Below are 13,329 nucleotides of genomic sequence, written 5' to 3'. Positions count from 1 at the left end.
ATGCCCGCACCGAACCGAAGACCAACTTCGCCCCCGACTCACCCATCCGCTCCTGGACGCATTACCCGGCCAAGGCTGCCTGACGAGCCACTAGCGTGCCCAACAGACCGCGGGTGGAGGAGGCGCTCGATATCCTGCGTGCCGAGCTGGCGGTTGGGCGATCGACGACGGCCGAGTTGACCTCTAAAGCTGTATGGCTGGCCTTCATGCGATTTGGGCAGCAGCGCTTTGACACAGCGGCTATACCCGACTCCGACGGCTTGCTCTTCCAGTACGGTACGTACGCCTTCAGCGGGCGACCGATGTTCACGGTGGACCTCACGCGACAGTTCGACATCAGCGATGTCGACGGTGAGCATGACCATTACGTGCAGGTCCACTGCGAACTGCGCTACGAGCCCGAACCTGCTCTGGACGCCCTGGGGTACTTCGACTCGTGGTTCTTTCACGACACCGATGCGGACCTCGACCAGTGGTTTGCCACCATGGAGAGGCATCTCGAACTGCTGCTTGAACGCGTACCCTTTGAGATTGACGTGCACGAGGAGCCGGTTTAAGCGGTGCCCCAGCGGTGGGAGATCGCGAGGACTGTCACGCAAGCAGGACTCGCTTGCGTAGGAGGTCGAAGCCTGCACGGCCGAACATCTGGCGCTTGAGCATCTTGATCCGATTGACATGACCCTCCACGACACCGGAACTCCTGGGCAGGGTGAGTCCGGCGATGACGGCTTCGCGGTCGCGGTCGATGCCGGCGGCGAGGGTGTGAAGGCTGGGCAGGTCGTCCTGCCGGACGGCGTCGAGCCAGTCCGGCAAGCGCTCGCCGTGGCGTTCGGTGAGCATGGTTGCGAAGGAACGGACGTGGCGGGTGCGGGCATCGAGTTCGGGGCAGTGAGTCCGGACGGCCTTGAGCTGAATTTGCTCGGGTTCAGGGAGGGTATCCGGGTGCCGGAGGATCCATCCTGCGACGGCCCTGGGCGAGGGTGGCCGGGCGGTAACTGGCCGCAGTGAGGTGTGCTTGTCGTGCAGGTAGGCGCGAACACGTTGGTAGCTGCCCTTGTAGCCGAGCGGCACGATCTCCTCCCACAGCTTCCACGCGTTGGTGCAACCCTCGCTCCAGCGGTCGTCCAAGTAGGGCTTGTAGTCATCGAGGACCGAGGGCCGGTTCTGCCACTGCCCGGTGAACAACTCCTCCGGCGTTGCGACGTCGGCAAATTGCTAGACGGTGTGCCAGGACATCCCGAGCTCCCGCTGAACCGATCGTCGGCTGTGTCCCGCCTTCAGCAGGGCGTGGACGGCAGCGTGCCGTGCCCGCGTCCGGTCGGCGAACCGGTGTCCTCGTGGCCAAGGTGACGCGGACGGATCCGCAGCTGGAACGGGCCCGCGCTCGGGTTGAGGTGCTGCGGGAGTCAGAACGCTCAGGCAGCGGCGGTGCTGGGCGACGCTCCGTTCAGCGGCCTCGCTCAGGTTGTGCCAGAGATGCCACCGGTCCGCGACCTGGACCGCTTGTGGCGCTCCGGCTGTGGCGCCTTCAGCGAAGAACGGTGCTCGGTCCCGGCAGACGACCTCGACGCCTGGCCGGTGGGCGAGCCAGGCTGGATGCCTCCCGATCCGGGAGCAGGTCAATCGGGCGGCGGGTCTCGACGTCCACCAGCACGGTGCCGTAGTGGCGGCCCTTGCGGGGGCGTACTCGTCGACGCCGACCACCCGAGGTGCGGGCACCTCCGGCTCAGGCAGCGCGTCGACCAGGCGCAAAACCGTGCTTCGGCTGACGGACACGCCGAGGACGGCAGCCAGCCGGGCGCCGGCACGTCCGGCCAGAGCAAGGCCAACGGCGGCCAGGGTCGAGCGCAGCCGCTCGGTGCGCTGGCCGTACCTGCGGGTCAGGCCGGATATCTGCTCCACGAAGGTACGGCGGGGGCACACGGTGTTCTGGCACCGAAACCGCCGGACCCGTAACTGAGGTAAGACCGTTCGTCCGGCGCTCGGTACGTCAGCGGGACACCGCAGGTAGGAGCTGTGAACCCGGGTCGACGGGGCCCCGCACCCCGGACAGATGGCGCCAGCCGTTGTGCATCGCGCGTCAACGCGCACTATCTCGATATTCACCTCCACCGACAGCACCGCGACGTCCGCGATCGACGGGAACAACAGCTCCTTCAACCGGAGCACGACCTCTTCCACGGTCCGGACTTTGAGCCCAACCACCTTGATGACGACGCGCGATGATGATGCCGGCGACCGCGCCGCCGCCCGGGTCCTGCTGCACCAAGTCGCCGACGCCCACCACCTGCTGGCCCTGGTCTGGGCCGATGGCGGCTACACCGGCAGCCTCGTCGAGTACTGCCTGGCCACGCTCGCCCTGGTCCTGGTGATCGTCAAACGCAGCGACAGCATGCGCGGCTTCGTGGTGCTGCCCAAACGGTGGATCGTCGAGCGCCTCTTCGCCCAACTGATGCGAAGCCGCCGCCTGGTCCGTGACTTCGAACGCCGCACCACCAGCGCCGAGGCGATGATCTACTGGTCGATGACCCTGCTCATGACCCGCCGCCTGGCCCGCTCACGCTGCGGGCGAGCGTGAACCGGCCCGGCGCCGGCTCGGCCAGCCAGCCGCGCGCGACCAGGCGTTTCGCCTTCGACCTCAACGCCTCCACCCGCGCCGCAATTACGTCCATGCCGAACAAGGCGGCCATCTTCTGGCAGGTCAGTGGCCCCTGCCCGAGCCGGGCCCGGTCCGCGAGCGCCTTGAGGATGCGCTGGTAGTCCACCGACAACGCCGACCACGCAAGCCCTTCACGCCACACCGGCACCTGCCACTTCGCCTTCGCCGCTTCCTGCGTTGACGATGCCCCCTCGGCCTGCCCGTCGGCGGCCGGTGCTGTCCGGTCGGCCTGGTCGTGGCCATGCTTGGTCTCTCCACCGGAGCAAGCACCTCGCCCACCCGCGAGCGAGCGATGGCCCATTCCTTCCAGTCCCGCTCGGCCACGGCCAGTTCAGCCTGGATGCGGTCGGCCTCCTCCCGCAGCTCGTTCACGCGACGGCGAGCGACGAGCTCGCGCTGTTCCAGCAGCCCCACGACCGACGGCATCCATGACCTCCACAGCAGCGGCGACACGACAGATCACCACTCCCACAGGATCGTCGACCCTACGCCCGACCAGTGGAAACGCCGTCCTCAAGCCCGGAAAGACAACAGCTTCTCAGCTATTTATCGCCATCACGACGTATAGAGACCCGATGACTGCGACTACGCAGACGACAGCCGCGGCGATGAGCGCGCAGCCGAGCACCCCGATGGTGCTGGCGATCGCCGCCCAGCCGACCCGTGTTGCTTGCTCGGCCCGCTGGACTGCGTCGTCGTAGTCGCTGTCGTCGTTCCAGTCACGATCAGTCATGAGCACCCCCGACTCGACCGCACAGCCGGTCGCACGTCCCAGAGTCCGACGGCTTGCCGGTCTCTCGCCTCACTGCAACATACGATAACTTGAACGCGTTCAACTTCAAGAGGGTGGGGGCGTGGTGGAGGAATGTCAGGGCGTGTCTGCTCGGCAGCGGGCCTGGGTTGTGGCGGGGGTCGTGGCGGCTGGGGGTGCGGCGGCCTTGGGGCTCTTGCTCGCCCCTTTCTTAGTGGTCGGCTCCGTAAATCCTTCAGGGGTTGACTTCGAAGGCGGGATCGTGGCTGGCGTCCGGTCAGGTGCTCGGGGTGGCGAGGTGGAGGTGGCAGGCGCAGTCGAGGGCCTGTGCGGGGGTGCCGGTGAGTGAGCCGGTGGGCAGGACGGTGTTCTCGTACGTGTCGCTGCTGGCGAGGTAGAGGGCGAAGCCCCACGTGGCGGCGGTGCCGTTGTAGCGCAGTCGCATCAGCTTGACCTGTTCGCCGTCGGCCAGCTGCCCGGCCACGTAGGCGAAGGTGCCGCGGTGGCGGACGTGCAGGCGGGTCAGCTGCGGCCAGGCGGTGCGGGCGTGGTCGCCCAGGCGCTGCTCGAGTGAGAGCCTGGTGTGTTCCGAGGGTGCGGGCATGGCACCATCCTGCCCGCCGGGCCGGGGCCGAGAGACGGCAGGCTACGGCTGTCGTGCTCTGTCTCTCTCATGATCGGCTCCCGCTCCATGCCTGTTGTCCCGGCCCGCCTGATCACCCTGACCGCCTCCGAGCGTGGGCGGCTCAAGAAGATGGCCTACGGTCACAAGACCGAGTACCGGCTGCGGGCTCGGGCGCAGGTGGTCCTGCACGCGGCCAGGGGACGCTCCAACGCTCGGATCGCCCGGGAGACCGGCCTGCATCTGGACACGGTGCGCAGGTGGCGGGGCAGATTCGCCGAGCAGCGCCTGGCCGGGCTCGCGGACCGTCGACGCTCCGGCCGCCCGCCGGCCTTTACCGCGTTGCAGATGGCCGAAGTCAAGGCGCTGGCCTGCCGGTTACCCGCCGAGAGTGGTGTGCCGCTGTCGCGCTGGTCGTGCCCGGAACTGGCCCACGAGGCGATGGTCCGGGGCATCGCCACGTTCGTGTCGGCCTCCACCGTGCGCCGCTGGCTCGCCAACGACGCGCTCAAACCCTGGCAGCACCATTCCTGGATCTTCATCACCGATCCCGACTTCCGCACCAGGGCCCAGCGCGTGCTGGATCTGTACGCCCGCACCTGGCAGGGCGTCCCGCTCGGCGAGGACGAGTACGTGATCAGCGCGGACGAGAAGACCTCCATCCAGGCCCGCTGCCGCTGCCACCCCACCCTCGCACCCGGCCGGGCGAGAGCGATGCGCGTGAACCACACCTACGAGCGCGGCGGCGCCGTGGCCTACCTGGCCGCCTACGACGTCCACACCGCCAGGGTGTCCGGCCGCACCGAACCACGCACCGGCATCGAGCCTTTCATGAACCTGGTCACCCAGGTCATGACCCAACAGCCCTACGCCAGCGCCAGACGGGTGTTCTGGATCGTCGACAACGGCTCCTCCCACCGCGGCAAGAAGGCCGCCGACCGGCTGACCGCCGCGTTCCCGAACGCCGTCATGGTCCACACGCCCATCCACGCCTCCTGGCTGAACCAGGTGGAGATCTACTTCTCCGTCGTCCAGCGCAAGGTCGTCTCACCCAACGACTTCACCGACCTCACCGAGGTCAGGAACCGGCTCCGAGCCTTCGAAGACCGCTACAATGCCACGGCACAGCCGTTCCAGTGGAAGTTCACCACCTCCGACCTGGACGATCTGCTGGCCAGGCTCGACCGGCACACCACCGATCACCAGGGAAAAATCCTCGCTCCGCCTCGCCGCATGATCAACCCCCGAAGGACTTCCGGAGCCGATCGCTCAGAGCCAGGGCCGGCGGCCCGGTCCGGTCGGGTGCGTGCCTGTGACGCCCATGACCACCGAGTAGAGGCTGGTCTCTGCGGCAATGAAGAGACGGTTGCGCTTGGCGCCGCCCCAGGAGATGTTGGCAACTGCCTCGGGGACGTTGAGCCGCCCGATCAGCGTGCCATCGGGGTCGTAGCAGTGCACTCCGTCGCCCATCGCGGCGGCCCAGAGCCGACCGGCGTCGTCGAAGCGGAGATTGTCGAAGCGGGCGGCCTTGCGGGCCTCCGCTTCAGCGAAGACTTTGCCCTCGGACAGCGTGCCGTCCTCGTGTACGTCGAAGACCCGGATGAAGCCTGCTCGGGTGTCGGAGACGAACAGTTGCTGCTCGTCATGTGAGAACACCAGGCCGTTCGGGGCGCCGAAACAGTGGGCGACCAGCCGCACTTCGCCGGTGGCCGGATCAATGCGGTAGACGTTGTTGGAGCCGATCTCGCTCAGCGCACGATAGCCCTCGTAGTCGCTGGTGATGCCGAAGTCCGGGTCGGAGAACCAGATCGAACCGTCGGACTTGACGGCCGCATCGTTCGGGCTGTTCAGGCGCTTGCCCTTCCACCGGTCCGCCAACACGGTGATGGTGCCGTCGTGTTCGGTCCGGGTCACTCGACGGTTGCCCTGCTCGCAGGTGATCAGCCGGCCTTGACAGTCGAGAGTGTTGCCATTGGTGTGCCCGGCGGAGTGGCGGAAGACGCTGACGGTACCGGTCTCTTCGTCCCATCGCAGCATCCGGTCGTTGGGGATGTCGCTCCAGACCACTTGCCGCCAGGCAGGCAGGTAGATCGGCCCCTCGGCCCAGCGGCAGCCGGTGTACAGGACCTCCAGCGCCTCGTCACCGTTCATGCATCGCCCGGTACGGAACCGGTCGTCGAGCATCTCGTACAGTCCGGGGCGCTCGCCGGTCATGAGGCCTTCCTCTCTGTAGGCATCGCACACTGAACATGCTTTGGCTAAGAGCCTAGACAACAGGACAAGGTATGGTCAGCACAAGAGAATTCCGAACGGAGAGTTGTGGATCACGTCGATCGCGTCCTGCTGGCGCAGCTCCAGCGAGACGCCACCCAGTCCTACGCCGCGCTGGGCCAGGCCGCCGGTCTCTCGGCCGGCGCCGCTCACGAACGTGTGCGCAAGTTGCGGGAGCGCGGCGTCATCCGGCGCACCACCGTCGAGACAGACCCGGCCGCGCTGGGCGGCGCCGTCCTGGCCTATGTGATGGTCGACTCGACTTCCTGGATGGGTGATGCGGCACAGGATTTCGCCGCGCTCCCCGAAATCCTGGAGGCGCACATCATCGCTGGCAGCGCCTCGGTGCTGGTGAAGGTCAGAACCGCATCCACCGAGCAACTGCAGGACGTGTTGCGCCGGATCTACGCCATCGACGGGGTCAGCAGGACGCAGGCCACGGTGGTCCTTGAGACCTTCTTCGAGCGGCCGCTCTCCCCGCGGACTCCCGAGCAGACGTGATCGAGCACTTCATCGGACACTCCCTATCTCGCGACCACCGACATCTGCCGCAGCGACATGCACGGTCGCTGCTTCGGCGTCAACCCCCGAGGGACTTCCGGCCCCGACCACTTAGCTTGGCTCTTCGTCGTGAGCGCGGCATCGGCCGCCGTGCCGCTGTTGATGCGAGAGCACGCGAAGGCGTGCGCCCGAGCTTGCCTCGTCATCGGGACCGGCATGCTGACCTGGGCACTGATCGGTGCCGTCATCGGCATGTTCCTGTTCATTCCGGCAGCCCTGTCGCTGCTGGTCGCGGCCTTCGTGGACGCTGGCAACCGCCCGGGCGCATGGTTTGCGGTGACCACGCCCATTGCGGCAGCACAGCATCCCGCCGCCCACGATCACCCAGCGGAACCAGGGGCCCTTCCATCCGGCCTCGGCCTTGGACCGGATCCTGGCGCCGTTCACGGTCCGCAGCTCGCGGGTCGGCCGGCCCTTGGGGCGCACCTCCTGGTAGTGAGCCATGGCGTCGGCCTCGGCACCGTGAGGGGACACCGGCGAGCCCGTTTGCCCATCGCTTCCCCTTCCTCGCCCATCTGTTCGCTCCCTTGATCGGCCTATGACAGAATCCGCCGACACCTCACGGCGCGACAGGAGTGTGATGGACGGTCGAATACCTCGAGGACCGCAGGTCTCGGCAGTCCGTGCATGGCTCTTCACCGCGGCCATGTTCACCGTCGCCTGGCTGCCTCTGATCGGCCCCGCTCTTTTGTTTGCGGCAGTGGGGGTGGCCTGGGGAGTTTGGCAGATGGCCGCGTTGCCGGTGCTGTGGATGCTTCCGGCCCTGCGCGCGGTTGTCATCCCGGACGCCCTGCCGGGCAGGGCGGTACGGCCGGACGATCAGCCGGAACTTTCGGCGCTGGTGCGGGACATGGCCGAGCGGACCGGTTTCGGCGCTCCACTGCTCGTGCGGATCCTCCCGGAGCCGGTGGTGCTCACGGGCCGCGTGAGGGTTGCGGGCGGACACGCCTACGCTCTGCTGCTCGGGCTGCCACTGGTCCGAGCGCTCTCGACCACGCAGTTGGCCGCGGTGATCGCGCACGAACTGGCCCTCGAGCGTCACTTCGGCGACCGTCGGACACGTGCCCTGCTGGCGGCACGCGGTGCGCTCGCGGAACGGCTGGAAGGGCGCGTGCGTCCGCTGGCCCCATTGGCGGCTGCCCTGCTGCGTGCGACCCAATCTTGGTTCTGGCAGGCGGAGTTGACGGCCGACGCCGAGGCCGCACGGGTCGTGGGCGGAACGGCGGTGCGTGAGTCCGTCGAGCGGACCGCCGTCATCGAGGCGGCTTTCAGCGGGATCGCGCAGGAGTGGGTGGAGGATCTGGTCGAGGACGGCACGTATCCGCTGGACCTCTACGAGGCGTTCGACCTCGCCCTCGACGATTCGCTGGTGCTGGACCGGGCCCGTCGCGAGGACGCCGAGGACGAGGCCCTGGACGTCTACGGTGTGACCGGCCACCCACCGACGGCCGTGCGGCTGGCTGCGCTGCCGCACACCGGCACTCATGCGGCGTACGGCTCGGCTCCGCTCGGGCTGCGTGGCGCCGACGCGGTCGCCGAGTGGTGCGTCCAGCGCCTGGCCTGCGCGGACGGACCCGGTTCGACGCTTCAGGTGGGCGGCGGTGTCCGGGGCAGCGCTCTGCGGCCGGAGGACCTGAAGCCGGTACGCCTCCTCGATCTCGATCCCGACAGGTTCCGCCTCCCCGCCGACGGCGGCCCAGGCGCGGCGGCGCTGCGCGCCGCGACCCGGCGGACCTCGACCGTCCGGGCGTTGTACGCGGCACTGGACGCCGTGGCCGACACCGACTGGTACCGCCTGGCTCGCCGGATCGACCCCCAGCTGCGGTGGCTGCCGGCCGCCGCACGCAAGGCGGTCGGCAGCCAGGTACTGGCCGGCGCCATGGGAGCGGCCCTGGCACTGTTGCTGCTGGAGGCCGGCTGGACCTACGCCGGCCGCTGGATGAACACGGTGCTCAGGGCGCCGGACGGCACGGTCGTCGACCTGTACGAGGTGCTCGTCACAGTCGTGGACGGCGGTGAGCCGGCGCCCGTCCACGTCCTACTCGAGAAGACCGGGAACGCGAAGGCGGAGAGAGCATGAGACGCCGCGGCCCCGCCCTGCGTGTTGCCCTTCTGGGCGTGACGGCCACCCTGACCGGATTCGCACTGCTCGCCGGTTGGCTGGGTTTCCATGCGTACGTCTACGACAAGGCCCGCGAGGGGGCCACAGCCCGCACCGCAGGTGTGATCGTCGAGGACGGCATCGGGGACGGCGAGGACATCCGGGTGCGCTGGCGGGACCACACGGGCCGTGAACACGTGCAGCGCTTCGGCATCTACGACACCGACCGCTACACCAAGGGCCGTCACTTCGCCGTCGCCTACGACCCGGACGAGACGAGCCCGCGGGGCTTCCCCGGTGACCCGGAAGAGACGGCCGCCGAGGACGACCTGCTCGTCCCCGTCCTGCTCGCCGGGATCGCGGCTGCCGGGCTGTGCTCGGTGTGGGCCTGGCGTGGCCTGCAGTTCCGGCGGGCGGCGCGGCGGCCGGGTCGTGCGATGACCGCGACGGTGTACTACGGTGTCCGGCCCGGTTCCGCGCAGGAGCTGTCGGAGACCCTGTGGCTCCGGCTTGCCGAGGCGGATGCGAGCGACCGGCCGGTCGTCTGGCAGCGGATCATGTGGCATCCCGCGCTCGACGAACTCCGCGGCCCAGTCGAGGTGAGCGGACATCACAAGACGGGCAGGCGCGGCGCAGTGATGGCGCAGCTGCCGGACGGCACCCGTCTGGTGCCCCTCGGGCGCCTGCGGCGCCGTGCGCCGCGACGCATCTTCCTCGACGAGTACGCGGCGGTCCGTACGACCCTGAAGGACTCCTTCACCCCGGTCGACGCCGCGCTGCTCTCCGCGCGGCCCTGGTGGTGGCCGGGCGCCCAGGCAGCCGCCATCGGGCTCGTCGTGGGCGCCGTGACGGGGGCGCTCTTCATCGGGACCGTGGTGGCCGCCGTGGGTATGGCGTTGTGCGGGACCACCCTGCTCGCCGCACTGTGGACGCTGAGCGCTCCGCGGCCCTGACGCGCGCCGCCGCGGGGCGGTACCCACGGCGGCATCGGTCATCACGAACCCCTTCCTTGATCATCAGATCCGCCGTTGATCAGGCTCTGGCCCGTAGTCGGTGGTGACGCCGGGTGTCCGTCAGGGCAGGGGGATGCGGTGGCGGAGGAGGTCGAATCCGGCGCGTCCGTGCATCTGTCTCGTGATCCTCTTGGTGCGGGTGTTGACGCCTTCGATGCGGCCGTTGTGGTGGGCCAAGGTGAAGCCGGCGTCCACGGCGGGCCCGTCGATTTCGAGGCCGTTGGTGAGACTGCGTAGATGGGGCAGGTCGACGGCGTGGGCGGCCGTGATCCCAGGCGCACCAGGCGGGCAGCGAGATCCTGGTGGGCCTGGCGGTCCAGCTGATTGCCGTGTGGGACGGCCAGCCAGCCCGCGGCGCCGGTTCCTGTAGAGGCCGTTTCGCGCGGTGTCCTTGGTCAGGGTCCTCGCGTGTACCCGAACCCCGGGCCTCGCCAAGGTCAGCACAGCAGAGCGCCTGCGTCGCCGCAGGTCGTGGCCCGGATGACGCTGGGCCGCCGCGGCGGCTCAGCGCGCGTGGAGGCCTGCTCCAACCACCGGTTCGCCGGTGACGTAAGCTCCAGCTCCCGAGCGTCCGTTCGGGCATCAGGCGACCCGCGACCTGCAAGGCCGCAGCATCCGAACCAGAAGGAGCCCACAGGCGTGTCCCGACCCATACGATCTCTCTCCGCCCTGGTCGGTTCGGCCGTCCTGGTGGCCGTCGTCCCGGCCTTGCCGGCAGCGGCCGACACCGCGGCCACAGGTTCCGTCGTCACCTTCGACAGCATCGTCTCGGGTAGTGACGAGGCCGGCACGGTGACCCCCGGTCAGACGGTTTCCGGCGAGGCTGAGGTCACGTTCTCCGTGCAGGCGGATCCGACCGACGAGCCATACGCCGCCGTGGTCAGCATCACCGGGCATACCGATGCGCAAGGCACGGGAACGGTCAGCCGACGCTTCGACCTCGCCTCCGGTGACTGCCTGCCGTCGTGCACCCTGCACGCGGTCCTCGACACCACCGCAACGCAGCCTTTCGGCGGCTCGAACGCGGTGGCGGTGCCACTCGTGGACGACGGCGCGAACAGCATCCGCATCGACGTCTACAGCGCGCGGCCGGCGATCGTGAGCGCAGCCACGAGCGTCACGGTGAACAACAAGCGGCCCGTTGTCAGCGTCCCGGACCTCCCCGGCGAGGATGCGTGGACCAACTACAAGCCGGTGGGTCTCACTGCCGACCAGCAACTGGCTCTGCGCGTCGCCGCCGCGGACGGCGGAGCCGGCGTGTCCCGTGTGGAGTACTTCTCCAGCCACCCGGCCTGGCCGGCGCCGAGCGACCTGTCGGACGGTGACGGCGACGGCGTGTGGGCAGGAGCGGTCGACACCAGCGCAGTCAAGGCCGGGCTCTGGCTGGACGAGTACGTAGTCGCCTTCGACAGTAAGGGCCGGGCGGGTACGCCGGTGCGGCTGACCACACTGGTGGACCACGGCTTCACGGTCACCCCACAGATCGAGTCGGCGATCCACAACAACGCCGGTCCGGTGAAGCTGAACTACAGCTACCCTTCCGGCCTCGCCCAGCCGTGGCCGCGCAATCTGAACTACGCCTACCCGGTCAGCACCCAGGTGATGCTGGACGGCCGGCCGCTCGGCACCACACCCGTGGGCGACTACACCTACGAGGGCAACCAGAGTGGCTTCTACGCGAGGGTCGGCAGCGGCCCTCTCCCGTACGGCGCGCACACCCTGATGTTCGACGTCACCGACAACCGAGGCGCGCACGGGCGGACAGCGGTTCCGGTCACCGTCGTCTCGCCGGTGGAGCCCAAGTGGACCGCCGGTTTCGATGCCTTGCCGGTGGCCGGTAAAACCTGGAAGGCTGCCGCCACCACGAGCGCAGCGGACGGCTTCAGCCGAGCCCAGAGCTGGACTTTGGCGGTCGACGGCGCAACGATCGCCACCGGGGCCTACCCCGCGTTGCCGTCGGGCAGCTGGACAGCGAGCAAGCCCGGCCTGCACCAGGTCACCCTGACCACGGTGTCGCAGTTCGGCGATTCGACCGTCACCACGAAGCCGCTGCGGGTACTCGCCGCAACCGCCACCAAACTCAGCGGTCCCGCCCTCAGCACGTACGGCGGCAAGCAGGCCTTCACCGCGACAGTGACCCAGACCGGCGGCAAGCCGGCCGGCGGCGCGCAGGTCACGCTGCAATTCCGGTCGGCGGGTGCCACCGCCTGGAGCACCGTCGCGGTGGGCACTGCCGACGGCACCGGAACGGCCCGCTTCACCACCACAGCCAAGCGCAACGGCTCCTGGCGTGCGGTGGCCTCTGCCAAGCAGCTCACGTGGGCCGCATCGACCAGCAGCTCGCTCACCAACAAGGTCACGGCGCAGCTGACCGTCAAGAGCCCAACCATCAGCACCCGGCACGGCAGGACCGTCGCCTACACCGCTGTCAGTTCGCCGTATGTGTCCGGAACCAAGCTGCAGTTCCAGATCCGCAAGAGCGATGGCAGCTGGACGACCGTCGCCGGCGCGACACTGGGGACCAACGGGACCGCGGTCGGCAAAGTGACCTTCTCCCGGTCCGGTACGTTCGTGCTGCGGGTCTACCGCCCGGCGACGTCCGCCCTGGCCGCCTCGTACTCCTCGGTCTGGACCGTGCGCGTCAGCTGAGACCGGCCCCTGGCATGCAGGGTCCGCCTCGCATGCCCACCGGGCGGGCGTCGAGATCGCGGTGGGCCTCGCGGACCGGCTGGTCGTCGTGTGGGACGGCCAACCGGCCCGCGCCTACGGCGGCACCGCCGACGTCGTCGCGTACGCGGACCGTGTCGGCGTACCGGTGCGGATCGTGTGGCCCGGAGGCGCCACCCGCGACTGATCAGGCACAGTCCTATGGCCGTCATTCTCCAGACTTCGGTGTGTCAACTTCTGTGGACCTGTGGGGGAGCGCTACGGGTGACGCCCCCGATGGCGTCCACGTGTGAGCGATCGTGCAGGCTGGTCACATGGCCAGTCGCATAGAGAAGTACCTCGCCCATCTTGATCGGCTTTCCGGGGGGAGGGAGCCCCGGTTCTTCCCTGTCGAGTCGACCAAACAGGGGCTGCGGGGCGTGACGGAGATCGTGTACGACGACTTGCCGGACGGGCTTCTCACGACGCTCACCTACGGCTTGTCGCTGGCAGAGCATCCGGACTGGCAGCACGGCTCGCCGGAACTCTGTCTCAGTGTGAACTCGACCGACGTGATCTGGGCCCACGCGGTGGGCTTCCTTGCCGAGCAGGGGGCCTCCCCCCTGATCGTGGACATCTCGGAGGCTGGATCATGAGTGGTCCAGGGAGAAGAGGGGTCCCGAGTGGGGACATACAGGTATCCGG

The 13,329-nt window shown here is 68.8% G+C and carries 12 protein-coding genes and 5 pseudogenes; 9 read left to right on the top strand and 8 right to left on the bottom strand.

The window, feature by feature from the left end; all coding sequences use genetic code 11:
* Positions 1 to 113: 113 nt before the first annotated feature.
* Positions 114 to 557, top strand: a complete 444-nt coding sequence (locus tag ACNPQM_RS41585) for a hypothetical protein (protein ID WP_418088053.1) — start codon at positions 114 to 116, stop codon at positions 555 to 557.
* A 34-nt stretch (positions 558 to 591) separates the two neighbouring features.
* Here ACNPQM_RS41585 and ACNPQM_RS41580 read toward each other — a convergent pair whose 3' ends face one another.
* The 3 genes and pseudogenes from ACNPQM_RS41580 to ACNPQM_RS41570 form a co-directional block, all read right to left on the bottom strand.
* Complete coding sequence (locus ACNPQM_RS41580; RefSeq protein ID WP_418088054.1) at positions 592 to 1,071, bottom strand: ISL3 family transposase; 480 nt, start codon at positions 1,069 to 1,071, stop codon at positions 592 to 594.
* Between the two features lie 144 nt (positions 1,072 to 1,215).
* Complete coding sequence (locus ACNPQM_RS41575; RefSeq protein ID WP_418088055.1) at positions 1,216 to 1,902, bottom strand: transposase; 687 nt, start codon at positions 1,900 to 1,902, stop codon at positions 1,216 to 1,218.
* 36 nt (positions 1,903 to 1,938) lie between these two features.
* Positions 1,939 to 2,091: pseudogene (locus ACNPQM_RS41570) on the bottom strand (transposase family protein); the annotation flags it as partial.
* Here ACNPQM_RS41570 and ACNPQM_RS41565 point away from each other — a divergent pair.
* Complete coding sequence (locus ACNPQM_RS41565) at positions 2,054 to 2,578, top strand: transposase (protein WP_418088052.1); 525 nt, start codon at positions 2,054 to 2,056, stop codon at positions 2,576 to 2,578. The pseudogene ACNPQM_RS41570 and the gene ACNPQM_RS41565 sit on opposite strands and share 38 nt — an antisense overlap.
* Here the strand turns inward: ACNPQM_RS41565 and ACNPQM_RS41560 are convergent.
* The 3 genes and pseudogenes from ACNPQM_RS41560 to ACNPQM_RS41550 all read right to left on the bottom strand — a co-directional run bounded on the left by ACNPQM_RS41560 (position 2,535) and on the right by ACNPQM_RS41550 (position 4,014).
* A pseudogene (locus ACNPQM_RS41560) lies at positions 2,535 to 3,085 on the bottom strand (hypothetical protein). The gene ACNPQM_RS41565 and the pseudogene ACNPQM_RS41560 sit on opposite strands and share 44 nt — an antisense overlap.
* A 112-nt stretch (positions 3,086 to 3,197) precedes the next feature.
* Positions 3,198 to 3,392 carry a hypothetical protein gene (locus ACNPQM_RS41555; RefSeq protein ID WP_418088051.1) on the bottom strand — a complete coding sequence of 65 codons (195 nt, stop codon included), beginning with the start codon at positions 3,390 to 3,392 and terminating at the stop codon, positions 3,198 to 3,200.
* 295 nt (positions 3,393 to 3,687) lie between these two features.
* Complete coding sequence (locus tag ACNPQM_RS41550) at positions 3,688 to 4,014, bottom strand: hypothetical protein (protein ID WP_418088050.1); 327 nt, start codon at positions 4,012 to 4,014, stop codon at positions 3,688 to 3,690.
* Between the two features lie 69 nt (positions 4,015 to 4,083).
* On the opposite strand from ACNPQM_RS41550, the pseudogene ACNPQM_RS41545 reads away from it, so the two are divergent.
* Positions 4,084 to 5,088 (top strand): annotated as a pseudogene (locus ACNPQM_RS41545) (IS630 family transposase); the annotation flags it as partial.
* A gap of 213 nt (positions 5,089 to 5,301) precedes the next feature.
* Here ACNPQM_RS41545 and ACNPQM_RS41540 read toward each other — a convergent pair.
* Positions 5,302 to 6,246, bottom strand: a complete 945-nt coding sequence (locus ACNPQM_RS41540; protein WP_418088049.1) for an SMP-30/gluconolactonase/LRE family protein — start codon at positions 6,244 to 6,246, stop codon at positions 5,302 to 5,304.
* A 105-nt stretch (positions 6,247 to 6,351) separates the two neighbouring features.
* Between ACNPQM_RS41540 and ACNPQM_RS41535 the strand changes: the two genes are divergently transcribed.
* The 3 genes from ACNPQM_RS41535 to ACNPQM_RS41525 all read left to right on the top strand — a co-directional run bounded on the left by ACNPQM_RS41535 (position 6,352) and on the right by ACNPQM_RS41525 (position 9,918).
* A complete protein-coding gene (locus ACNPQM_RS41535) occupies positions 6,352 to 6,804 on the top strand; it encodes an Lrp/AsnC family transcriptional regulator (protein WP_071368014.1) in 453 nt (150 codons plus the stop codon).
* Positions 6,805 to 7,591: 787 nt separating this feature from the next.
* On the top strand, positions 7,592 to 8,944 hold the full coding sequence (locus ACNPQM_RS41530; RefSeq protein WP_418088048.1) for a M48 family metallopeptidase: 1,353 nt from the start codon (positions 7,592 to 7,594) through the stop codon (positions 8,942 to 8,944).
* A complete protein-coding gene (locus ACNPQM_RS41525; RefSeq protein ID WP_418088047.1) occupies positions 8,941 to 9,918 on the top strand; it encodes a hypothetical protein in 978 nt (325 codons plus the stop codon). The genes ACNPQM_RS41530 and ACNPQM_RS41525 overlap by 4 nt, the downstream gene beginning before the upstream one ends.
* Before the next feature lie 120 nt (positions 9,919 to 10,038).
* Here the strand turns inward: ACNPQM_RS41525 and ACNPQM_RS41520 are convergent.
* Positions 10,039 to 10,233 (bottom strand): annotated as a pseudogene (locus ACNPQM_RS41520) (ISL3 family transposase); the annotation flags it as partial.
* Positions 10,234 to 10,617: 384 nt separating this feature from the next.
* On the opposite strand from ACNPQM_RS41520, the gene ACNPQM_RS41515 reads away from it, so the two are divergent.
* From ACNPQM_RS41515 to ACNPQM_RS41505, 3 genes and pseudogenes are all read left to right on the top strand, one after another.
* Positions 10,618 to 12,627, top strand: coding sequence for a hypothetical protein (locus tag ACNPQM_RS41515; RefSeq protein WP_418088046.1), 2,010 nt, complete (start codon positions 10,618 to 10,620; stop codon positions 12,625 to 12,627).
* Between the two features lie 22 nt (positions 12,628 to 12,649).
* Positions 12,650 to 12,832: pseudogene (locus ACNPQM_RS41510) on the top strand (hypothetical protein); the annotation flags it as partial.
* Positions 12,833 to 12,959: 127 nt separating this feature from the next.
* Positions 12,960 to 13,280 (top strand): hypothetical protein, encoded by a 321-nt coding sequence (locus tag ACNPQM_RS41505; RefSeq protein WP_418088045.1) that lies wholly within the window; start codon positions 12,960 to 12,962, stop codon positions 13,278 to 13,280.
* The last annotated feature ends 49 nt before the right edge of the window (positions 13,281 to 13,329 follow it).

It is taken from the genome of Streptomyces sp. NPDC056231 (genome assembly GCF_048270745.1).
Taxonomy (GTDB): Bacteria; Actinomycetota; Actinomycetes; order Streptomycetales; family Streptomycetaceae; genus Streptomyces.
This window is presented reverse-complemented; position numbering and strand designations above follow the sequence as displayed.

Coding starts and splice junctions, on each gene's coding strand:
- ACNPQM_RS41565 (WP_418088052.1), top strand. CDS start 2,054: ATGGCGCCAGCCGTTGTGCATCGCGCGTCAACGCGCACTATCTCGATA.
- ACNPQM_RS41555 (WP_418088051.1), bottom strand. CDS start 3,392: ATGACTGATCGTGACTGGAACGACGACAGCGACTACGACGACGCAGTC.
- ACNPQM_RS41550 (WP_418088050.1), bottom strand. CDS start 4,014: ATGCCCGCACCCTCGGAACACACCAGGCTCTCACTCGAGCAGCGCCTG.
- ACNPQM_RS41540 (WP_418088049.1), bottom strand. CDS start 6,246: ATGACCGGCGAGCGCCCCGGACTGTACGAGATGCTCGACGACCGGTTC.
- ACNPQM_RS41530 (WP_418088048.1), top strand. CDS start 7,592: ATGGCCGCGTTGCCGGTGCTGTGGATGCTTCCGGCCCTGCGCGCGGTT.
- ACNPQM_RS41525 (WP_418088047.1), top strand. CDS start 8,941: ATGAGACGCCGCGGCCCCGCCCTGCGTGTTGCCCTTCTGGGCGTGACG.
- ACNPQM_RS41505 (WP_418088045.1), top strand. CDS start 12,960: ATGGCCAGTCGCATAGAGAAGTACCTCGCCCATCTTGATCGGCTTTCC.